Below are 20,604 nucleotides of genomic sequence, written 5' to 3' on the forward strand. Positions count from 1 at the left end.
GGTCATTCGATGGGAGCGCACGTGGAAACGGACCGGGAGTACTGGAGCCGTGTGCTGAGCGCCGGCGGCTGCACCGCCGTGCCCCGCTGGGTCGGCGAGCCCGTGGCGGGCGTGGCCGGGTACGAGACGACGGCACCGGACGATCTGGCGGCGCAGGTCCGCGCGCTGGCACGCGAGCTGAATGTGCCGCTGAGCGCGGTGCTGCTCGCCGCGCACGCCAAGGTGCTCGCCGCCCTCTCCGCCGAGCAGGAGGTGGTGACCGGCTATGCCGCCGGGCCGCGGCGCGCGCCGCTGCCGTGCCGGCTGACCGTCGCACCCACCTCCTGGCGCGCCCTGGTGGCCGCCGCGCATCACGCCGAGTCCGAACTGCTGGCCCACCGGGATTTCCCGGTCGACGGGCTGTGGCGACAGATGCGGGTGGCCGGGCCGTCCTACGAGGTCGTGTTCGACCTGGCCGGGACCGACGGCGGCCTGGTGGACGACGCCGTACTGTGGCTCGGCTGGTCCGAGCGGGGCGGCCGGCTGGCGCTGAGGCTGCGCTACCGCACCCAGGCGCTCGACGCCGGGTACGCGGCCCGGATCGGCGGCTACCACCTGGCCGCGCTGCGCCTGATGGCGGCCGACGCGAACGCCGGGCACGCCGAGCAGAGCCTGGTGTCGGCCGACGAGGCGCACGAGCAACTCGAAGGACTGGCCGGGCCCGGCCGGGTGTTGCCGCAGGCGCGGGCGCACGAACTGTTCGAGCAGCGTGCGCGGGCCCATCCGGACGCGGTCGCGGCGGTGTGCGGCGACCGGTCCTGGACGTACGGCGAGCTGAACGCCCGCGCGAACCGGCTGGCGCGGGCACTCCTGGCGCGCGGGCTGACCCGCGAGGGCGTGGTCGCCGTGGTCACCGAGCGCAACCTCGACTGGCTGGCCTCGGTGCTCGCGGTGTTCAAGGCCGGAGGCGTCTATCTGCCGATCGAACCGCACTTCCCCGCGGGCCGCATCCTGGCAACGTTGTCGCGTGCCGGATGCCGGCTGGTGCTCACCGAGTCCGGCAGCACCGACACCCTGGACGAGGCCCTGACCGGCCTCCCGGATGTGCAGAAGGTGCTGATCGAGGCGGCGTACCGGGAGGGGCACGCCGACGGCGACGTCGGGGTGCGGGTGTCGTCCGACCAACTGGCCTACATCTACTTCACCTCCGGCTCCACCGGCGAGCCCAAGGGCGCGATGTGCGAGCACGCGGGCATGCTCAACCATCTCTACGCCAAGATCGACGATCTGGGGATCACCGAGGGACGCGTGGTCGCCCAGACCGCCCCGCAGTGTTTCGACATCTCGCTGTGGCAGCTGGTGTCGGCGCTGCTGGTCGGCGGCCGGACGCTGCTGGTGGGCCAGGACGTCGTCGTGGACGTGGAGCGGTTCCTCGACACGCTCGTCGCGGGCCGGGCCGGCGTGGTGCAGGTCGTGCCCTCCTATCTGGAGGTCGTGGTCTCCTACCTGGAGCAGCACCCCCGCGAACTGCCGGATCTGCGCTGTGTGTCGGTGACCGGTGAGGCGCTGAAGCGGGAGCTGGTCCAGCGCTGGTTCGCCTGCCGGCCGCGCGTCAAGCTGGTCAACGCCTACGGGCTCACCGAGACCTCCGACGACACCAACCACGAGGTCATGGACAAGGTGCCCGAGCGGGTGCTGCTCGGCCGCGCGATCAACAACGTCCGCGTGTACGTCGTCGACGAGCAGCTGTCCCTGGTGCCGCTGGGCTCCCCGGGTCTGATCGCTTTCTCCGGAGTCTGCGTGGGGCGGGGCTACGTCAACGACCCCGAGCGGACCGCCGAGGCGTACCGCGAGGACCCGTACCGGCCCGGCGAGCGGCTCTACCTGGCAGGGGACTGGGGCCGCTGGCACCCCGGCGGAAAACTCGAGTTCCTCGGCCGCCGGGACAGCCAGGTCAAGATCCGCGGCTTCCGCATCGAGATCGGCGAGATCGAGAACACCCTGCTGCGGGCGGACGGGGTGCGCGACGGCGCGGTCGTCGTCGCCGAACGGGCCGGCCACAGCAAGCACCTGATCGCCTTCTACACGGGCCGGCACCTGCCCACGGACGAGCTGCGCGAGGCGCTGGCCGCCGTCCTGCCCGCCTATATGGTCCCCTCGGCCTTCCACTGGCAAGACGCCCTCCCGCTGACCGCCAACGGCAAGACCGACAGGAAGGCGCTGACCGCGCTGGCCGAACAGACGGCGCCGCCCGCCGAGGACACCGCACCGCCGCGCGACCGCGCCCCGCTCACCCCGACCGAGCGCAAACTGGCGGGCGCCTGGGCGGAACTGCTCGGCGTACCCGAGTCGCAGATCGGCCGCCGCGACCACTTCTTCGACAGCGGCGGCACCTCCCTGACGGCCGTGAAGCTCACCATCGCCCTGGACCGCGCGCTCTCCCTCAAGGACATCACCCGGCACCCGGTGCTCGCCGACCTCGCGGCGCTGCTCGACGGCACCGCCCGGCAGTCCGCCGAACTCCTCCAGCCGCTCACGGAGGCGGACGGCACCGCGGAGTGCGCCCTGATCTGCTTCCCCTACGCGGGCGGCAACGCGGTCAACTACCGGCCGATGGCGAGCGCGCTCGCGGCCACCGGATGCGCGGTGTACGCCGTGGAGCTGCCCGGCCACGACCTCGCCGCCCAGGACGAGCCGTTCGCGCCGCTCGCCCGGGTGGCCGAACGGGTGGCCGCCGAGATCGCCGCGCGCGGCCTGAGCCGGGTCATGCTGTGGGGCCACTCCTCGGGCGCCGCGGCGGCCCTGGCCACGGCCCGGCTGCTCCAGGACCGCGGCGTGGCGGTCGCGCGGGTCTTCCTCGCGGCACAGCTGCCCGGCACCCCCGCCGAACGGCGCGCCGCCGCCGGCGAACTGACCGGGCGCAGCGACGCGGAGATCGCCGCGAGGCTGGCCGAGGACAGCGGCCACCCCGAACTCGCCGAGCTGAACGCCCGGCACACCGAACGCGTCGGCGCCGCCTACCGGCACGACTGTGTGAGCGCGCACCACTACCTCGCCGACGCCCTGGAAGCCCCGCCCGCGAAGAAGCTGGCCGCGCCGGTGACCGTGGTCATGGCCGCCGACGACCCGAGCACGGCCGGCGATCCTGACCGCCACCGGGCCTGGCAGCTGCTGGCCGAACAGGTGGAGCCCCACGAACTCGCCGACGGCGGCCACTACTTCCTGCGGACCCGCCCGGCCGAAGCAGCCCGGGCCGTGCTCGGTGCCACCGCACCACTGGCCTCTTCCTGAGCCGTCCACCGCCCCCACAGGGGCAACCGAAAGGAAACCGAGATGACGTCCTCTCCCCTGGCACCACCGCTCGACGTGGAGCTGGCGCCGGACCGTCCCCCGCTTCTGCAGGTCGACCCGCCCGGCGACGCCCCGAGTTGGGCGGCCGAACACCGCGACGCGCTGCGCGCGCAGGTCGCCGAGCACGGTGCGCTGCTCGTACGCGGCCTCGGGCCGCGCACACCCGACCAGGTCGGCGCCGTCTTCACGGGCCTGGCCGGCGGCCTCATGACCGAGCGGGAGGCCTTCGCCCCCCGGGAGACATACAGCCCGGGGCTGTACTCCTCGTCCACCTGGCCCGCCAACCAGCCGATGTGCATGCACCACGAGCTGAGCTACACGCTGGAGGTCCCCGGCCTGATGCTCTTCGCCTGTCTGATACCCCCCGAAGAAGGCGGGGCGACCGCGGTGGCCGACGCGGAACAGGTGCTCCAGGCGCTGCCCACGGCGCTCAGCGAACGCTTCGAACGCGAGGGCTGGCTGCTCACCCGCAGCTACAACGACGAGATCGGGGCCTCCCTCGCGGAGTCCTTCGGCACCGAGGACCGCGCCGCCGTCGAACGCTACTGCCGCGCCCACGCCATCGACTTCACCTGGCAGCCCGACGGCTCCCTGCACACCCGGCAGCTGCGCAGCGCCGTGGTCCGCCACCCGGTCACCGGACGGCGCTGCTGGTTCAACCAGATCGCCTTCCTCAACGAGTGGACGCTGGCGCCCGAGGTCCGCGAGTACCTGGTGGACGAGTACGGCGCGGACGGACTGCCGTTCAACACCCGCTACGGCGACGGCAGTCCGATCGGCGAGGACGTCGTCCAGCAGCTCAGCAGCACCTACGACAGGCTCACCCGACGCGAGCCCTGGCAGGCCGGCGATGTGCTGCTCGTCGACAACATCCGCACCGCGCACAGCAGGGAGCCGTACACCGGCGAACGCCAGGTGCTGGTCTCCATGGCCGAGCCCCGGCGACTGGCCGACTGCGTCCCCACCACGAAGGCGAGCACGCGATGACGAACGTCCTGTCCCCCGCCACCCGGCGGGCCACCGCCCAGGCGGCGCCGGCGCCGAGCTTCGCGGTGATCTCCGGAGCGCAGGTGCAGCAGGCCCTCGCCGGACGCGAGCGGGAGATCGTGGAACTGGTCGAGGCCACCTACCGGTTGCACGGCGCCGGGAACACCGTCAACCCGCCGTCCTACTTCCTGCGCTTCCCGGACCGCCCCTCGGCGCGCATCATCGCGCTGCCGGCCTCGGTCGGCGGGCCCGACCAGGTCGACGGCCTGAAGTGGATCTCCAGCTTCCCGGAGAACGTCACATCGGGGCTGCCCCGGGCCTCCGCGGTCCTCATCCTCAACGACCACGCCACCGGCTACCCGCTCGCCTGCCTGGAGAGCTCCATCATCAGCGCGACCAGGACGGCGGCCTCGGCCGCGCTGGCGGCCGACTGGCTCAGCCGCAACCGGTCCCGCCCCACCCGCATCGGGTTCTTCGGCACCGGGCTGATCGCGCGCTACATCCACACCTTCCTCGCGGGCACCGGCTGGACGTTCGAGACGATCGGCGTGCACGACGTGTCCGCCGACAGCACCGCCGGGTTCTGCGGCTATCTGCGGCAGTCCGGCGCCACCGCGGAGGTCACCGTGCACGACAGTGCCGAGGACCTGATCCGCTCCAGCGACCTGGTGGTCTTCGCCACCGTGGCCGGCACCCCGCACATCAGCGACCAGGGACTGTTCGCGCACCACCCGCTCGTGCTGCATGTCTCCCTGCGCGATCTCGCCCCGGAGATCCTGCTCGGCGCCGCGAACTTCGTCGACGACGTGGAGCACTGTCTGCAGGCGGACACCTCCCCGCACCTGGCCGAACAGCTCACCGGCAACCGTGACTTCCTGAACGGCACCCTCGACGACGTCATGTGCAAGCGGGTCCTCCCGCCGGCCGACCGCACGGTGATCTTCTCGCCGTTCGGACTCGGCGTCCTCGACCTCGCCGTCGGCAAGTACGTCTACGACGAAGCAGCCCGGGCGGGTGATCTCCGCCTCATCGACGACTTCTTCCACGACCTGCGCCGGTACGGCTGAAGCCCTGTCCCTCAGCCCTGGCACCAGGAGGCCCACCGTGCCCGTCATATCCGCTCCCCACGCCTTCAACGAAGGCCAGCTCTACGTCGATCTGCAGCCGACACTCGGGCGTTCCCTCTACCTGAAGTGCGAGGGCTTCAACTTCGCGGGCTCGATCAAGTTGAAGGCCGCGGTGGAGATGGTGGAGGCCGCCGAGCGCGACGGAGTTCTGATGCCGGACTCGACCCTGGTCGAGTCCTCGTCGGGAAACCTCGGCGTGGCGCTCAGCATCATCGCCGCCAGCAAGGGTTACCGGTTCCTGTGCGTCACGGACTCCCGCTGCAACCTCTCCACCCGGCTCCTGATGGAGGCGCTGGGCAGCGAGGTCCATGTCATCGCCGACACCGACGCCAACGGCGGCTTCCTCGGCGCCCGGATCGACTATGTCCGGGCGCTGTGCGCCTCCGACGATCGGTACGTGTGGCTCAGCCAGTACACCAACCCGGGCAACTGGCGGGCGCACTACCATCGCACGGGCCCGGAGATAGCCCGTCAGTTCCCGCGCCTCGACGTGCTGTTCGTCGGCGCCGGCACCACCGGAACGCTGATGGGCTGCGCCCGCTACTTCCGCCACTGGCACCGGCCGGTGCGGATCGTCGCGGTGGACAGCGCGGGCTCGGTGGCCTTCGGCGGCAAACCCGGCCGCCGGATGATCCCCGGCCTCGGCATGAGCATGCGTCCGCCGCTGCTCGACGAGTCCCTCGTGGACGAGGTCATCTGGGTCGAGGAGGCGGACACCATCCGCATGTGCCACCGGCTGGCCAGACGCGGTTTCCTGTTCGGCGGCTCCACCGGCACGGTGGTCAGCGGCGCGACGGACTGGCTGGACGCGCACGGCACGTCGGACCTCACCGCGGTGGCCATCGCCCCGGACCTCGGCGAGCGCTACCTGGACACCATCTACCAGACGAACTGGCTCCAGGACCTGTACGGCGACCAGATACTCGACTCCGAGCAGGTCGCCGCAGGCCCCCGGCGGACCAAGCCGCTGCCGCCCACACCGGAGCGGGGACAGCGGCCGTAACCGGCGGCGGACCGACTCCGTGCCGGGCCGAACCCCCGGGCCGGCACGGGGCCGGCCCCGTTGTCCAGGCCTCGGCTCACGAAGCCGCCGACCACCGGCGGGCGGACCACCGGCGGGGCCGGCTCGGGGCCCGTGCCGAGCCCGGCATCTCCCGGCCCGCCGTAGCGCAGCATCCGCGGGTGCCGCGCGACGGCGGGCTTCGCCACCGTGCGGGCCGAGGGCCCGCGGCGGCTGAGCGCCGTCGACCGGGCAGCAACACCTGGACGTGCTCGGCGTCGGGCCGGTGCCTGCGCCGCGGACCGCGCGGCGCGAGCCGCGCCACGACGAGAACCGGGACCGGCGGGACCGGGGCGGCGCGGCTGACCGCTCCGCGGCGTCGGCCGCGTGGGCGTGTACCCGGTACGCGCTTTCCTGCCGCGGCCGGCCGCAGGTTTGCCGGTCGGCGCATGCGGTCCCCGGCGGGCTCACGAGGGACCGGGTGATGGCCCAGCCCCCGGGACTCAGCGAGGCCGAGGCGCGGCCTTGGCCACCAGCGAGACCCCAACGCCCGTGTGGCGCACACCTGTTGAGGTGTGCGCCACACGTCGTGGGGGGAACCGGGCGGGGTGGGGCCCGCTACTTGATGCGGACCACCTGTGGGTCGTGGTCGCTGCTCTGGTCGGAGAACTCGGCGTTGATGTGGACGACCTCGTAGCGCGGCTTCTTGATGGCGGGCGAGACCAGGATGTGGTCCAGGGTCTGCGAGTTGCCGTCGTACACGTAGCTGTAGCGCTCGTTCACCGGCAGCGTGTTGATCAGGTCCTTCAGGACCCCGCCTGCCGTCAGCGTGGCCAGCGGCTTGGAGAACTGGTAGTCGTTCAGGTCGCCGAGGACGACGATCTTCGCCTTCCTGTCCTTGGCCAGCAGGCTGCGCACAAAGGTGTTGACCTCCGTAGCCTGGGCGACGCGCTGGGTCTCGGAGCCGAGCACCGGCGGCTGGACGGCGCCGTGCACCGGCTGGTCGCCGCCCTTGGAGTTGAAGTGGTTGCCGACCACGAAGACCCGCTCACCGCGGAAGACGAACTCGCCGACCAGCGGCTTGCGGCTGCTCTTCCAGGCGTTCGAGGCGGGGTTGATCCTGCCCGGCGAGACGGAGAGCCTGACGCCCTTCTTGCCGTCGCCGACGGCCTCGACGCCGGTGGTGGAGCCGCCGCCCGGCCGGTCGACGAAGGTGACGCGCTTCGGGTTGAACAGGAACACGTTGCGGATGTTGCCGCCCGGCTCGCCGCCGTCCTGGTCGTTGACCGGGTCGACGGAGCGCCAGTCGTACGCCGGACCGCCGGCCGCCTTGATGGCGTCGATGAACTGGGCCATCGTCCTGTCGGCCGTGACCGTGCCGTCGTCCTTGGGACCGTTGTCGTCCTGGATCTCCTCCAGGCTCACGATGTCCGGGGCGGCCAGGTTCTTGACGACGCCCTCGGCGAGCCGGTCGAACTTGCTCTGCGGGTCCGTCGGGTCGAGGTTCTCGACGTTGTACGTGGCGACGGACAGCTCGTTCGACTTGGCCTTCTTCGCCACGTCCGGCGTGAGACCGCCGGAGGCGACCGTGCCGACCTGCGTCGCCTGGACGTTGTAGCCGCCGTAGCCGGAGTAGTCCACGGGGCCCGCGGTGGTGCCGGTGAGCGTGTCCCCGACGTTCGCGTGCAGTGGGTCACCGGTCAGCGGGGTGATCAGGAGACGGCCCGAGTTGGGGCTGTCGTAGCCCTTGTAGATCGTGCCGCCGCGCGGGGTCGGGTTCTGCCGGGGCTTGGTGGTGATCCATGTCTCGTTGTACGTGTTGGAGGCGCCCACCACCCGGGAGTCGCCGATCTGCACCCGCATGCCCTCGCGGGACTCCAGCCAGTCCAGCGCGTAGGTGTCGGGCTTCAGCTCCAGGGAGTCGATGCGGCCCCCGTCGGCCTGCGGCGCGTACGCGTCCGGCAGTGTCCGGGCGTCGACGGCCTCCGCCGCCGGCAGCTTGTTGCCGGTGGAGAGCACGGCCGCGGTCGGGCCGGTCAGTTCGGTGACGGACTGCGAGCCGCTGCTCTGGCCGCCGGGGTAGTACTCGCTCACCTTGCCGGACACCAGCACGGAGTCGCCGACCTTGACGAGCGGGGTGGCGGAGCCCGTGAAGACGAAAACGCCCTCGCTGGTGGCGGGGTTCTGGTCCGGCTCGGGGTCCTGGATCCAGTAGCCCTTCGAGCCGGTGCTGCGCACACCGGTCACCACGCCGGGCACGTTGGTGACGGTCCTGCCGTTCTGCGGCGAGATCCGGGTGCTGCCCTGGATGTCGTGGATGCGCAGCGGGCCCGGGGTGGTGTCCGTGGGCGACGGGGTGGGCGTCGGCGACGGGTCGCCGCTGCCGCCGCTGCCGGCCGCGTTTCGGGGGCTCGGGGTGCCGCCGGTGAAGTCGGCCGCGTTGTCGTCCGTGTCGGCGAGCGAGGCGGCGCGCGAGACGGAGGTGGTGTTGCCCGCGCCGGTGGCGGGGCTGCCCTCGCGGACCACGGCGGTGCCGAAGCCGGCCAGGTCCTTCACGGTGCCGTCGGCCGCGCAGTCCGCGGCACTCAGGCAGGTGAGCGCGGTGGTCGAGTGGACCAGCGCGACGGTGCCGCTGGTCGCCGACATGGCGATGGTCCCGGTGGCGTCCGGCGCCGGCAGGGCGGTGTCGCCCGCAGCGCCCTTGGCCTCCTGGACCAGATAGGTGCCGCCCGCGGGAATGGCCCCGTCCAGCGGGGTGACCTGCCACTTGCTGCCGGCGCTGGGCGAGCCGCTGAGGTACTGCACGGACCAGCCGCTCAGGCTGAACGGCGCGCCACCGGAGTTGCCCAGCTCGATGAAGTCGTTGGTGAGGGACGCACCGGAGTTGCCACCGCCGCCGTAGACCTCGGAGATGACGGCGTCGGGAGAGGGGGCCGCCTGGGCGGTCAGGGGAAGGGCGATCAGCGATCCGGCGATGCCGAGGGGAAGGGCGATGAGGCCGGCCTTCGCGCCTCTGCCGCGCAGGCTCAGCGGTATGTGTGCAGACACGTGGGCTCTTTCGTGCGGGAGTCGGGACGACGCGACTGAACCGTGGGAGGTGGCAGAAGGCTTGTGCGTCGGCTGGAAAGATACGCGCGTAGATAGCCGGGTAACAAGATGTGGTGCGGCTCAAGTGCCGAGCGTTTCCACAACCGTTCACCGGACGTAACGTGAGTGCCCTCCGCTTCGCCTCCGCGACATATTCGTACCGAAACAGGGCTGTTCATGCCGATCGCGGGCCGTGAGCCGGGCATGCCGTGGCGGCGGTCAGGTGCCGTGGACCGGGGCCGGAGCGGGCGTGTCGGCGAGCAGTCCGCGCACCGCGGCACCGACCTCCGCCGGGCGCCACCGGCGGTCGCGGACCGCCCGCGGGCCGTGCCGCCAGCCGTCGGCGACCCCGATCGTGCCGCCCTCGGCCTCGAAGACACGCCCCGTCACATCGCCCGAGTCGGCCGACGCCAGCCACACCACAAGGGGGGACACATTGCCGGGGTGCATGGCGTCGAAGCCGGAATCCGGTGCGCGCATCCGGTCCGCGAAGGCCGCGACCGCCTCGGTCATCGGGGTACGGGCCGATGGCGCGATGGCGTTGACGGTCACCCCGTACCGGGCCGTCTCGGCGGCCGCGATCACGGTGAGCGCGGCGATGCCCGCCTTCGCGGCACCGTAGTTGCCCTGCCCGACGCTGCCCATCAGACCCGCGCCGGAGGTGGTGTTGACGATCCGCGCGGCGACCGGCCGGCCCTGCTTGCTCCGCTCGCGCCAGTACGCCACCGCATGCCTGAGCGGTGCCGCATGACCCTTGAGGTCCACCTTCAGCACCACGTCCCACTCCTGTTCGGACATGGACACCAGCATCCGGTCGCGGTTGACGCCCGCGTTGTTCACCAGCGCGTCCAGCGTGCCGAAGGCGGCGACGGCCCGCCCCACCAGCGACCTCGCGTACGCCCAGTCGCTGACGTCGCCCAGGTCGGCGACGGCGGTTCCGCCGGCCGCCACGATCTCCTCGGCCACCCGGTGCGCCGCCTCCCCGAGGTCGTTGACCACGACCCGGGCGCCCTCGGCGGCCAGCGCCAGCGCGTGCTCGCGGCCCAGGCCCCGACCGGCCCCGGTGACCACGACCACCCGGTCCTGACAGATTCCGCTCACCGGTGCGTCCCTTCGCCGAGATCCGTCCCGCTCCCGTCGCCGGCGGGCCCGGTCAACTCCAGCCACCGGGCGACGCGTTCACGGTGGTGCGCCGGGCCGCCCCAGTCGGCGGCCAGCGCCCAGGCCCGCTTCGCGTACAGATGGAGCGGGTACTGCGTGGTGTAGCCGACGGCCCCGTGGCACTGGAGCGCCGTACGGGCCGCAAGCCGTGCCGCGTCCGAGGCGAGGACCTTGGCCATCGAGGTGCGCACCGCGGCCTCGGCGTCGCCGGCCGCCTGCGCCCAGCCGGCCGCGAACACCGCGGGACGGGCGAAGCGCAGCGCCACCTCCACGTCCGCCAGCGCGTGCTTGACCGCCTGGAACGAGCCCACCGGCACCCCGAACTGACGTCGCTCACGGACGTGGGCCACGGTCAGTTCGAGCATCCGCGCACCGAGCCCGACCAGCAGCGCGGCGGTGGCCAGCACTCCGCGCCGCCACACGGCGGCCTGCGCCGTAGGCCCCTCGGCCAGCAGCAGCCCGCCGCCGGCCGGCGCCGACACCCGGGCCGACGCGCGCGAGCCGTCCACCGAGGCGACCGGCTCGGCGTGCACCTCGCCGCGCTCGTACAGCCGCAGCCCATCGCCGGCGCGCACCACGATCAGCGCGGCGCGGGCGGCGAACGGCACCGGGGCGCCCTCCTGTCGGGCCACGGCGACAAGGGACGACCCGGCCAGCACGGCGGTGAGCTGCGGCGCGCCCGCGGCGGCGAGCAGCGGGGCGCCGACGGCCACGGTCTCGGCCGCGGGCACCGGCGGCCCGGCCCGGCCGAGCGTCTCCATCAGCGGCGCCAGCGCGTTCTCGTCGAGGCCGAGACCGCCCGCCGCCTCGGGAACCAGAGCGGCCGGCACACCGACCTGCGCGAGGGTCCGCCACAGGGCGTCCACCCGCGCGACCCGGCCACCGGGCCAGCCGGCCCTGATCAGCTCGGGCCCACACCGATCGGCCAGCACCTCGCCGACCGCCTCGGCCAGTACCGCGTCCCGTTCCGCCACGGCGAACCGCATCGGTTCCGGTCACCTCCTGGGCAGGCCGAGCAGCCGCTCGGCGACGATGGTGCGCTGGATCTCGTTGGTCCCGGCGTAGATCGGACCCGCCAGCGAGAACAGGAAGCCCCTGCTCCAGGGCCCGTCCACCTCGGCCTCGGAACCCAGCAGGTCCATGGCCGTCTCGTGCAGCAGGATGTCCAGTTCCGACCAGTACAGCTTGTTCAGGCTCGACTCCGCGCCCGCCTGCCGCCTCTCGACGGCCGAGGTGACCTGCTCCAGGGTGAACAGCCGGTACGCCTCCGCCTGTATCCAGGACTGCGCCACCCGGTCCCGGTGCGGGCCCGGGCCGCCGGGCCGGGCCCGGGCCAGCTCCAGCAGCCGCCGGGCGGCGTCGAGATAGCGGCCGGGGGAGCGCAGCGTCAGCCCGCGCTCCGCGCCGGTGGTGGCCATGGCGACCTGCCAGCCCTGCCCGACGCCGCCGAGCACATCGGCGTCGGGTACGAAGACATCGTCCAGGAACACCTCGGCGAACCCCTCGTCGCCGTCGAGGCGTTCAAAGCCCCGCACGGTGACACCGGGCGCGTCCAGGGCGACGAGGAAGTAGGTCAGCCCGCGATGCCGCTCGGCCCGCGGATCGGTGCGGAACAGACCGAACAGATGGGTGCAGAACGCCCCACGGGTCGTCCATGTCTTCTGGCCCGACAGCCGCCACCCGCCCGCCGCGGCGTCACGGACCGCCCGGCTGCGCAGCCCGGCCAGATCGCTGCCGGCGTCCGGCTCCGACCACCCCTGCGCCCACAGGTCACGGGCGGCGGCCATCCGCGGCAGGATCCGCCGCCGCTGCTCGGGCGTGCCGAACTCGAACAGGGCCGGGGCGAGCAGGAAGACGCCGTTCTGGGTGACCCGCGAGGGCGCCCCGGCCCGGTAGTACTCCTCCTCGAAGATCAGCCACTGCCACACCGAGGCGTCCCGGCCGCCGTACCGCGCGGGCCAGGACACCACCGCCCAGCGGGCCTCGAACAGCGCGCGTTCCCACTCCAGATGGGCGGCGAACCCCTCACGGGTGTCACCGGAGGGCAGCGGCTCGCGCGGCACATGCGCCGCGAGCCAGGCGCGGGCCTCGGCGCGGAACGCCTCCTCCTCCTGACTCCAGGTCAGGTCCATGCTCACGCCTCCCCGTCCCGGCCGCGGCCGAAGGTGTCGCGGACCCGGCGGGCGGCGCCGCCGAGCCCCAACTCGAAGGTGAATCCCTGCTCATAGCGGTAGCTGCGCCTGACGTCCCACAGGTCGATCCCGTTCAGGGCCTCCTTGGCGGCGCGGATCACCAGCGGGTCCTTCGCGGCGATCTCGGCCGCGACCTCCAGCGCCCGCTCCCGCAGCCGCGCCTTCGGTACGACGTCCAGCACCGAACCGAACGCGTGCAGTTCGGCGGCCGTCGCGGTGGCGCAGGTGTACATCATGGCCCTGGCCCGGTGCGCCGGTACCAGCCGGGACAGATGGGTGGCGGCACCGAGCGCCCCCCGGTCCACCTCGGGCAGCCCGAAGTAGGCGTCCTGCGCGGCCACCACGACGTCCGCGTTGCCCACCAGGCCGATGCCGCCGCCCAGACAGAATCCGTGCACCGCGGCGACGACCGGGACCGGGCAGTCGTAGACCGCGGCGAACGCGGCGAAGCAGCCCCGGTTCACCCCGATCAGCGTGGTCTCGCCGGGGTCGGCCCGCAACTGTCTGATGTCCACACCGGCGTTGAAGCCGCGGCCCTCGGCGCGCAGCACCACGACCCGCACCTCAGGGTCGTCGCCCAGCCGGTCCAGCTCCCGGGCCAGCCGGTACCAGCCCGCCACCGGCAGGGCGTTGACCGGCGGCCGGTCGACGACCAGTTCGGCGATGCCGCGGCCGTCGACGGCGGCCCTGACGATGTCCGTGCCCATGCGTTCTCCCGAGGTGACGGCGGTCGGCCGGGTCGGCCCGGTGGGCCCGGTCACCGGCGTGCCGGGGCGGCGGTGAGCCGGGTGAGGACGGCGTCCGCCTCGGCGACGATCCGTTCGATCAGCTCCGCACAGCTCGGCAGGTCCTCGATGACGCCCACCACCTGTCCCGAGGCGAGGGTGCCGAGGTCGGTGCGGCCGTCGACCATGCTCGCGCGCAGCATCATGGGCGTGTTCGCCGCCATCAGGACCTGGGACCAGCCGAGGTCATGATGGCGGCGCCGCATCGCCAGGCCCTCGCGCACCAGGGCCGTCCAGGTCAGCCCGGACACCCGGCGGAAGGCCACGGCATGCCGCACGGACCGCGCCAGCCGGGACACCGCCCCCTCAGCGAGCAGCCGCTGCACCGGCTCGGTGCGCAGCACGCGCTGCGGGACGCCGTCCAGCACCGAGGTGACCACGGTGTCGGTGACCCCGCGGCGCAGATACTCGGCCTTCACCGCGTCCTGGACGGTGCTGTCACTGGTCAGCAGGAAGCGGGTGCCCATCGCGATGCCGACGGCGCCCTGGGCGAGCGCGGAGACCAGACCCCGGCCGTCCCGGAAGCCGCCGGCCGCGATCACCGGGATGCCGACGGCGTCCACCACCTGCGGGAGGAGGATGGAGGTGGGCACCGCCCCGGTGTGGCCGCCCCCTTCGCGGCCCTGGACGACCACCGCGTCCACGCCCCACGCCTGCACCTTCTCCGCGTGCCGGCGGGCACCGACGGACGGGATGACCACCAGCCCCGCCTCCTTGAGCCGGCGGACGACGCGTTCGTCGGGGGCGAGGGCGAACGAGGCGACCCGGACGCCCTCGCGCACGAGGAGTTCGCCGCGTTCGAGGACGTCGGGGGCATCACCGCGGAAGTTGACGCCGAACGGGGCGTCGGTGCGCTCGCGCACGGCGCGGACGGCGGCGCGGGTCTCCTCCAGGGTGAGCGTCGCACCGGCCAGGATGCCCAGGCCGCCCGCCGCCGCCGTGGCGGCCGTCAGCTCCGGACCTGAGACATATCCCATCCCGGTCTGCACGATCGGGTAGCGGACGCCGACGAGGTCGCACAGCGCGGTGTGCAGGGCGGGATGGACAGTGGCGGTCATGCCGGGCCTCCTTACAGCCGTTCGAGGATGGTCACGTTGGCCTGGCCGCCGCCCTCGCACATGGTCTGCAGGCCGTAGCGCCCGCCCGTGCGCTCCAGTTCGCCCAGCAGTGTGGTCATCAGCCGGGCGCCGGTGGCGCCGAGGGGGTGGCCGAGGGCGATGCCGCCGCCGTTGACGTTCACCTTGTCCGGGTCGGCGCCGGTCTCGGCGATCCAGGCCTGCACGACCGGGGCGAAGGCCTCGTTCACCTCGAACAGGTCGATGTCGTCGATGGACATCCCCGCCCTGCGCAGGGCGTGCCGGGTCGCCGGGATGGGGCCGGTGAGCATCCGGACCGGATCGTCGCCGCGGACCGAGAGATGCCGGATCCGGGCCCGTGGCGTCAACCCGTGCTCCTTGAGGGCCCGTTCGGAGGCGATGAGCAGGACCGAGGCGGCGTCGCAGACCGGGGAGGCGAGCGCCGCGGTGATCCGGCCGCCCTCGACCAGCGGGGGCAGCGCGGCCATCAGCTCCGGCGAGGTGTCGCGCCGCGGGCACGCGTCGGTGTCGAAGCCGCCGACCGGCTCGATCTCGGCCTTGAACCGGCCGGCGTCGATCGCCCGCACCGCCCGCCGGTGGCTGCGCCAGGCGTAGCGCTCCATGTCCTCGCGGCTCAGCCGCCATCGCGCGGCGATCAACTCGGCGGCCCGGAACTGCGAGACCTCCTGGTCGCCGTAGCGGGCGCGCCAGCCGGGCGACTCGGCGAACGGGGTGCTGAAGCCGTAGCCCCGGCCCAGCGTCATGGCGGCCGACATCGGGATGGCGGACATGTTCTGCACCCCGCCCGCCACGATCAGATCGGCGGTCAGCGACATCACTGCCTGCGCCGCGAAGTGCACCGCCTGCTGGCCGGAGCCGCACTGCCGGTCGACCGTCACACCCGGGACATGCTCGGGCAGCCCGGCCACCAGCCATGCCGTACGGGCGATGTCGCCGGCCTGGGAGCCGACGGTGTCGCAGCAGCCCAGGATCACATCGTCGACGGCACCGGGGTCGACGCCCGTGCGGCGCAGCAGCGCGCCGATGGCATGGGCCGCGAGGTCCGCCGAGTGCATCCCGGCGAGGGCACCGCCGCGGCGCCCCACGGGAGTGCGGACGGCGTCGACCACATAGGCGTCGGCCACGGTTGCCTCCTTCTCGGACGTGCCGGTTCGTGCGTGCCGGTGCGTTTCTGCCGGTTGGTGCATGTCGGCGCGTTGGTGCCGCTCTTGCGCGCCGGTGTGTGCGTGCCGCTCGTGTGTGCCGGTGTGTGCGTGCCGGTTCAGGGGTGCCGGCTGCTGACCGACACGACCTCGCCGGTCATGTACGAGGAGTAGTCGCTGGCCAGGAAGACCATGACGTTGGCCACCTCCCAGGGCTCGGCGGGCCGGCCGAACGCCTCCCGTTCCTTGAGTGTGTCGAGGAGTTCCTCGGTCGTGACCTTCGCAAGGAACGGATGCAGTGCCAGGCTCGGGGACACCGCGTTGACCCGGATGCCGTGTCCGGCCAGGTCCAGCGCGGCGCAGCGGGTGAGAGCCATCACCCCGGCCTTGGCCGCCGCGTAGTGCGCCTGCCCCTCCTGGGCCCGCCAGCCCACCACCGAGGCGTTGTTGACGATGACGCCGCGCCGGCCCGCGCGGACCATCCGGTTGCCGGCCGCGCGGACGCACCGGAAGGTGCCGGTGAGGGTGATGTCCAGGACCCGTGACCACTCCGCGTCGCTCAGGTGGAGAACGCTCGCGGTGCCCCCCAGCCCGGCGTTGTTGACCATCACATCGACCCCGCCGAACGCCTCCGCCGCGTCCAGCAGGCCGCCGACCTGGCGCTCGTCGGTGACGTCGCAGACCACCGCGGCCACCCGGTCCGTGCCGAACTCCTCGCCCAGCCGGCTCAGCGCCTCGGTGAGCCGGCGCTCGTGGACGTCGCCCAGCACGACCGCGCCCGCGTCCTCCTCGAGGCAGCGGCGCACCATCGCGGATCCGATGCCCGCGCCCGCCGCGGCGGTGACCACCACGGTCTTGCCCGTGAGCAGGCCGTGCCCGGGTACGTACCCCGGCGCGGGCGGCCCGCCTCCGCTCCAGTTCGGGTCCACGGTGGTCACGGTACCCCACCAAGCATTTGTTTGGTCAATGCCCGTGCCGAGGCGCGATCGGCCGAAGTCGCCTCGCGAGAAGGGACGTTGGGTCTGGTGACGTGGCCAAGCAAGCGCTAGGTTGTAGCACGCCTCGGCTTCCCGGATCCGGTGCGGGACCCCGGGCGAGAGGAGGACTTCATGGGGGACAAGACGATGCCCCTGGACGACTTCGCGGCGACGATCGAGTCGGGCATGACCGTCGGGATCGGCGGCTGGGGATCCCGGCGCAAGCCCATGGCGCTGGTCCGCGCGCTGCTGCGCAGCGATGTACGCGAGCTGACCGTGGTCTCGTTCGGCGGCCCCGACATCGGCCTGCTGTGCGCCGCCGGCAAGGTGCGCAGGCTCGTCCACGGCTTCGTCTCGCTCGACAGCATCGCGCTCGACCCGCACTTCCGGGCCGTGCGGGAGCGGGCCGCCGTCGAGACCGCGGAGTTGGACGAGGGGATGCTCGTCACCGGCCTGCGGGCCGCCGCCCAACGGCTGTCGTTCCTGCCCACCCGGGCCGGACTCGGCTCCGACGTGCTGACCATGAACCCCGGCCTGGTGACGATCACCTCCCCGTACACCGGCGAGGAGTACGTCGCGATGAAGGCGCTCCCGCTCGACGCGGCCCTCGTGCACGTCAACCGGGCCGACGCGGCGGGCAACGCCCAGTACCTGGGGCCTGACCCGTACTTCGACGACCTCTTCGCGATGGCCGCGGAGCGCTGCTATGTGAGCGCCGAGCGGGTCGTGCCGCCGCGGGAGCTGTCGGCCGCGGGCCCCGCGCAGTCCCTGCTGATCAGCCGCATCTTCGTGACCGCGGTGATCGAGACGCCGGGCGGCGCCCACTTCACCTCGTGCGAGCCCGACCACCGGCGCGACGAGGCGTTCCAGGCGCACTACGCCGCGGCCGCCCGGGACCCCGCCGCGTGGCGGCTGTTCCGGCGGACGTTCCTCGACGGGGACGAGGCGGACTACCACAAGGCCGTGGCCGGGTTCCACGCCGGACGCGGCGGAGCGGACGGCACAGGGAGGGCGCGGTGATGACCGGGATCACCCGGGCCGAGGTGTGTGCCGCGGCATGTGCCGACGCCTGGCAAGACGCCGGGGAGGTGCTCGCCCACACGGTCGGCGTCCTGCCCGGCATCGGGGCGCGGCTCGCGCGGATGACGACCGATCCGGACCTGGTCCTCACCGACGGCGAGGCGTACTTCATGAGCGAACCGCCGCCGCTCGGCCGGACCGCCGCGCACGGCGGCGTCATCGAGGGCTGGGTGCCGTTCGGCCGGGTCTTCGACATCGTCGCCGCCGGCCGGCGACGGAGCATGATGGGCGCCGCGCAGCTCGACGCGTACGGCAACCAGAACATCTCCCTCATCGGCGACTGGCGGCACCCCACCCGGCAGCTCATCGGCGTGCGCGGCGCCCCAGGCAACACGGTCAACCACCGCACCGACTACTGGGTGGCCCGGCACTCGCCCAAGGTGTTCGTGGAGAAGGTCGACGTGGTGTGCGGGGTGGGCAACGACCGCGCCAGGGCGCGCGGCGGGCTCCGGTTCCACGACCTCGGCGTGGTGATCACCGACCTGGCGGTGCTCGACTACGGGGACGACGGACGGCTGCGCATCCGCTCGGTGCACCCCGGCGTCACGGTCGCGGAGGTCCGCCGGAACACGGGTTTCGACCTGGCGGCGGCCGGTGCCGCCGAGACCCGGCTGCCGGACGCCGCGGAACTGCGGCTCATCCGCGAGGTGATCGACCCGGAGGGGCTGCGCGACCGGGAGGTGCCCGCCGCCGGGCCCGGACTCACGGGGCGGTGAGCCCGCCGTACAGGACGCGCAGATACTGCTCGGCGACGGCCTCGTGCCGGAACCTGCCGCGCGGCCGGTACCAGCGCACGGTGCACCACACGGTGTCCCGGATGAACCGGTAGGTCAGGCTCGCGTCGACGTCGGCACGGAACACCCCCGACCGCTGGCCGGCGGTCAGGGCGCGCAGCCAGATCTTCTCGATCTTCCTGCCCATCTGGTCGACATACTCGAATCCGGGCTGGCCGCTCAGCGCGCCCGACTCGTTCTGGTAGAGCGCGACGGCCTCCGGTGTCTCGTGGATGACCGTGAACGAGTGCTGGACGAGCTGGTCCAGTACCTGCCTGGGGTCCTGCGCCGCCCGCTCGATCGCGGTGAAGCGCTCCAGCAGCCGCCCTAGGAAGTCGTGGAGGATCTCATGCAGCATCTCCTCCTTGGAACTGAAGTGGTGGTAGAGACTGCCCGACAGGATGCCCGCCTCGTCGGCGATGTCCCGGACGGTGGTCTGGGCGTAGCCGCGGCCGGCGAACAGGCGGGCCGCGATCTGCAGCAGCTCCGCCCGGCGGTCCGAACCGCCGCTGCCCGCCCGCGTACCGTTGCGGGCCGCCGTGCGCACCGGGCGCCGTACCGCCATGTCGTCGTCCCTCCTGCCGGGTTCGGCCCCGGCCGGCCCGGGTGCGCTCCATCGTGCCACAGGGCACCCGGGCCACCGCGGGCCCGAACGGGCCCCGTTCGGCCCCGCACCGGGACACCGACCGCCGCGCACCGTCCCGCGCCGGGACAGCCGCCGCGCACCGTCCCGCCTCGGGATACCGGCTGCCGGTTCGCGTCCGTACACCGGCCGCCGTGCATTGTCCTGCCTCGGGACACCGGCTGCCGTGCATCGGCCGCGCCGGGATACCGGCTGCCGGTTCGCGTCCGTACACCGGCCGCCGTGCATTGTCCCGCGTCGGGACACCGGCTGCCGTGCATCGGCCCGCGCCCGTATACCGGCCACCGCCCACCGGCCTGTGGGTTCGCGTTCACCGTTTGTGCGTGCGGGCGGTCTGGGCCCCGGCGTTCGGTGTGTGCCTTAGGAAGGCCGGCCACTCGCCGCCCCCGTCGACGTTGAGGACGGCACCCGTGATGTGCGCGGCGAGCGGCGAGGCGAGCATCAGACAGGCCGCTCCGATGTCCTCGGGCCGGGCGAAGACCCCGCGCGGGATCGTGGCCGCCACCCGGGCGGTCTGCTCGGCGTCGCCGTAGTGGCCGGCCGCCCCCGGCGTGGCCACCAGACCGCAGCTGACCGCGTTGACCCGCACCCGCGGCGCCCACTCCACCGCCAGGCTCGCGGTCAGGCTCTCCAGGGCGGCCTTGGCCGCCCCGTAGACGGCCGCTCCCGGACTGGGGCGCCGGGCGCCGATGGAGGTGATGTTCACGACGACGCCGCCGTCGTCCTGGCCGTCCATGACCGGGAAGAGCTCGCGGCACACGAAGACCGGGGCGAGGAAGTTGAGGTCGGTGACCCCGCGGTGGAAGCGCGGCGAGGCGGTGGCGAAGTCGGCGAAGGGCGCGCCGCCCGCGTTGTTCACCGCGACGTCGATCCGGCCGTGCCGTCCGGCGGTGTCCGCCACCCAGCGGGCCACGGCGTCCGGGTCGCGGACGTCGACCCGGCTGAAGCGGGCCGCCCCGCCGTGGACCCGCGGGGCGGTGCGGCCGCAGATCTCGACGTGGGCCCCCGCCCGCAGGAACACCGCCGCGATCCCGGCGCCGACGCCCCTGGTGCCTCCGGTGACCAGAACGACCCGGTCCGTCATGTCCAACTGGAGCGGCATGGCGCCACCCTAGCGCCGACAACCAAGCAAACGCTAGGTCGGTGACCGGGATCCGCGCGGACGCGCCGGGCGGCCGTCCGGCGCGGTGCGGACCGGCCGCCCGGTGCGTTCCGCACCGGGG

At 73.2% G+C, this 20,604-nt stretch carries 16 protein-coding genes; 6 read left to right on the plus strand and 10 right to left on the minus strand.

Annotation, left to right across the window (positions count from 1 at the left end):
- Nucleotides 1-9: 9 nt before the first annotated feature.
- The 4 genes from ABT245_RS23155 to sbnA are packed head-to-tail and all read left to right on the plus strand — an operon-like array spanning nt 10 to nt 6,447.
- Nucleotides 10-3,270 carry a non-ribosomal peptide synthetase gene (locus ABT245_RS23155; RefSeq protein WP_351736464.1) on the plus strand — a complete coding sequence of 1,087 codons (3,261 nt, stop codon included), beginning with the start codon at nt 10-12 and terminating at the stop codon, nt 3,268-3,270.
- Nucleotides 3,271-3,312: 42 nt separating this feature from the next.
- Nucleotides 3,313-4,317, plus strand: a complete 1,005-nt coding sequence (locus tag ABT245_RS23160; protein WP_351736466.1) for a TauD/TfdA family dioxygenase — start codon at nt 3,313-3,315, stop codon at nt 4,315-4,317.
- Nucleotides 4,314-5,384, plus strand: a complete 1,071-nt coding sequence (gene sbnB, locus ABT245_RS23165) for a 2,3-diaminopropionate biosynthesis protein SbnB (RefSeq protein ID WP_351736468.1) — start codon at nt 4,314-4,316, stop codon at nt 5,382-5,384. The genes ABT245_RS23160 and sbnB overlap by 4 nt, the downstream gene beginning before the upstream one ends.
- Nucleotides 5,385-5,421: 37 nt before the next feature.
- A complete protein-coding gene (sbnA, locus tag ABT245_RS23170; RefSeq protein ID WP_351736470.1) occupies nt 5,422-6,447 on the plus strand; it encodes a 2,3-diaminopropionate biosynthesis protein SbnA in 1,026 nt (341 codons plus the stop codon).
- Between the two features lie 615 nt (nt 6,448-7,062).
- Here the strand turns inward: sbnA and ABT245_RS23175 are convergent.
- The 8 genes from ABT245_RS23175 to ABT245_RS23210 all read right to left on the minus strand — a co-directional run bounded on the left by ABT245_RS23175 (nt 7,063) and on the right by ABT245_RS23210 (nt 16,837).
- On the minus strand, nt 7,063-9,492 hold the full coding sequence (locus tag ABT245_RS23175) for a DUF8508 domain-containing protein (RefSeq protein ID WP_351736472.1): 2,430 nt from the start codon (nt 9,490-9,492) through the stop codon (nt 7,063-7,065).
- A 258-nt stretch (nt 9,493-9,750) separates the two neighbouring features.
- Nucleotides 9,751-10,632 carry an SDR family oxidoreductase gene (locus tag ABT245_RS23180; protein WP_351736474.1) on the minus strand — a complete coding sequence of 294 codons (882 nt, stop codon included), beginning with the start codon at nt 10,630-10,632 and terminating at the stop codon, nt 9,751-9,753.
- Nucleotides 10,629-11,678, minus strand: a complete 1,050-nt coding sequence (locus tag ABT245_RS23185) for an acyl-CoA dehydrogenase family protein (RefSeq protein ID WP_351736476.1) — start codon at nt 11,676-11,678, stop codon at nt 10,629-10,631. The genes ABT245_RS23180 and ABT245_RS23185 overlap by 4 nt, the downstream gene beginning before the upstream one ends.
- A gap of 9 nt (nt 11,679-11,687) precedes the next feature.
- Nucleotides 11,688-12,824, minus strand: coding sequence for an acyl-CoA dehydrogenase family protein (locus tag ABT245_RS23190; protein ID WP_351736478.1), 1,137 nt, complete (start codon nt 12,822-12,824; stop codon nt 11,688-11,690).
- 2 nt (nt 12,825-12,826) lie between these two features.
- Nucleotides 12,827-13,591 carry an enoyl-CoA hydratase family protein gene (locus tag ABT245_RS23195; RefSeq protein ID WP_351736480.1) on the minus strand — a complete coding sequence of 255 codons (765 nt, stop codon included), beginning with the start codon at nt 13,589-13,591 and terminating at the stop codon, nt 12,827-12,829.
- Between the two features lie 50 nt (nt 13,592-13,641).
- Entirely contained in the window at nt 13,642-14,727 is a 1,086-nt protein-coding gene (locus ABT245_RS23200) for an NAD(P)H-dependent flavin oxidoreductase (RefSeq protein ID WP_351736482.1), read from the minus strand.
- Nucleotides 14,728-14,738: 11 nt separating this feature from the next.
- Entirely contained in the window at nt 14,739-15,890 is a 1,152-nt protein-coding gene (locus ABT245_RS23205; RefSeq protein ID WP_351736484.1) for an acetyl-CoA C-acetyltransferase, read from the minus strand.
- Nucleotides 15,891-16,027: 137 nt separating this feature from the next.
- Complete coding sequence (locus tag ABT245_RS23210; protein ID WP_351736486.1) at nt 16,028-16,837, minus strand: SDR family oxidoreductase; 810 nt, start codon at nt 16,835-16,837, stop codon at nt 16,028-16,030.
- A gap of 180 nt (nt 16,838-17,017) precedes the next feature.
- On the opposite strand from ABT245_RS23210, the gene ABT245_RS23215 reads away from it, so the two are divergent.
- Entirely contained in the window at nt 17,018-17,905 is an 888-nt protein-coding gene (locus ABT245_RS23215) for a CoA transferase subunit A (RefSeq protein ID WP_351736488.1), read from the plus strand.
- Nucleotides 17,905-18,681 (plus strand): CoA-transferase subunit beta, encoded by a 777-nt coding sequence (locus tag ABT245_RS23220; RefSeq protein WP_351736490.1) that lies wholly within the window; start codon nt 17,905-17,907, stop codon nt 18,679-18,681. The genes ABT245_RS23215 and ABT245_RS23220 overlap by 1 nt, the downstream gene beginning before the upstream one ends.
- Here the strand turns inward: ABT245_RS23220 and ABT245_RS23225 are convergent.
- Both ABT245_RS23225 and ABT245_RS23230 read right to left on the minus strand, forming a co-directional pair.
- Nucleotides 18,668-19,303, minus strand: coding sequence for a TetR/AcrR family transcriptional regulator (locus ABT245_RS23225; protein ID WP_351736492.1), 636 nt, complete (start codon nt 19,301-19,303; stop codon nt 18,668-18,670). The genes ABT245_RS23220 and ABT245_RS23225 overlap by 14 nt on opposite strands.
- A gap of 388 nt (nt 19,304-19,691) precedes the next feature.
- On the minus strand, nt 19,692-20,483 hold the full coding sequence (locus tag ABT245_RS23230; protein WP_351736494.1) for an SDR family oxidoreductase: 792 nt from the start codon (nt 20,481-20,483) through the stop codon (nt 19,692-19,694).
- Between the last annotated feature and the right edge of the window lie 121 nt (nt 20,484-20,604).

Origin of the sequence: Streptomyces sp. NPDC001508 (assembly GCF_040298665.1) — a bacterium.
Lineage (GTDB): Bacteria > Actinomycetota > Actinomycetes > Streptomycetales > Streptomycetaceae > Streptomyces.

Bases quoted from the DNA above. Each gene is read 5' to 3' on its own strand.
- ABT245_RS23155 (WP_351736464.1), top strand. From the start codon at position 10: ATGGGAGCGCACGTGGAAACGGACCGGGAGTACTGGAGCCGTGTGCTG.
- ABT245_RS23160 (WP_351736466.1), top strand. From the start codon at position 3,313: ATGACGTCCTCTCCCCTGGCACCACCGCTCGACGTGGAGCTGGCGCCG.
- sbnB (WP_351736468.1), top strand. From the start codon at position 4,314: ATGACGAACGTCCTGTCCCCCGCCACCCGGCGGGCCACCGCCCAGGCG.
- ABT245_RS23185 (WP_351736476.1), bottom strand. From the start codon at position 11,678: ATGCGGTTCGCCGTGGCGGAACGGGACGCGGTACTGGCCGAGGCGGTC.
- ABT245_RS23190 (WP_351736478.1), bottom strand. From the start codon at position 12,824: ATGGACCTGACCTGGAGTCAGGAGGAGGAGGCGTTCCGCGCCGAGGCC.
- ABT245_RS23195 (WP_351736480.1), bottom strand. From the start codon at position 13,591: ATGGGCACGGACATCGTCAGGGCCGCCGTCGACGGCCGCGGCATCGCC.
- ABT245_RS23200 (WP_351736482.1), bottom strand. From the start codon at position 14,727: ATGACCGCCACTGTCCATCCCGCCCTGCACACCGCGCTGTGCGACCTC.
- ABT245_RS23215 (WP_351736488.1), top strand. From the start codon at position 17,018: ATGGGGGACAAGACGATGCCCCTGGACGACTTCGCGGCGACGATCGAG.
- ABT245_RS23220 (WP_351736490.1), top strand. From the start codon at position 17,905: ATGACCGGGATCACCCGGGCCGAGGTGTGTGCCGCGGCATGTGCCGAC.
- ABT245_RS23225 (WP_351736492.1), bottom strand. From the start codon at position 19,303: ATGGCGGTACGGCGCCCGGTGCGCACGGCGGCCCGCAACGGTACGCGG.
- ABT245_RS23230 (WP_351736494.1), bottom strand. From the start codon at position 20,483: ATGCCGCTCCAGTTGGACATGACGGACCGGGTCGTTCTGGTCACCGGA.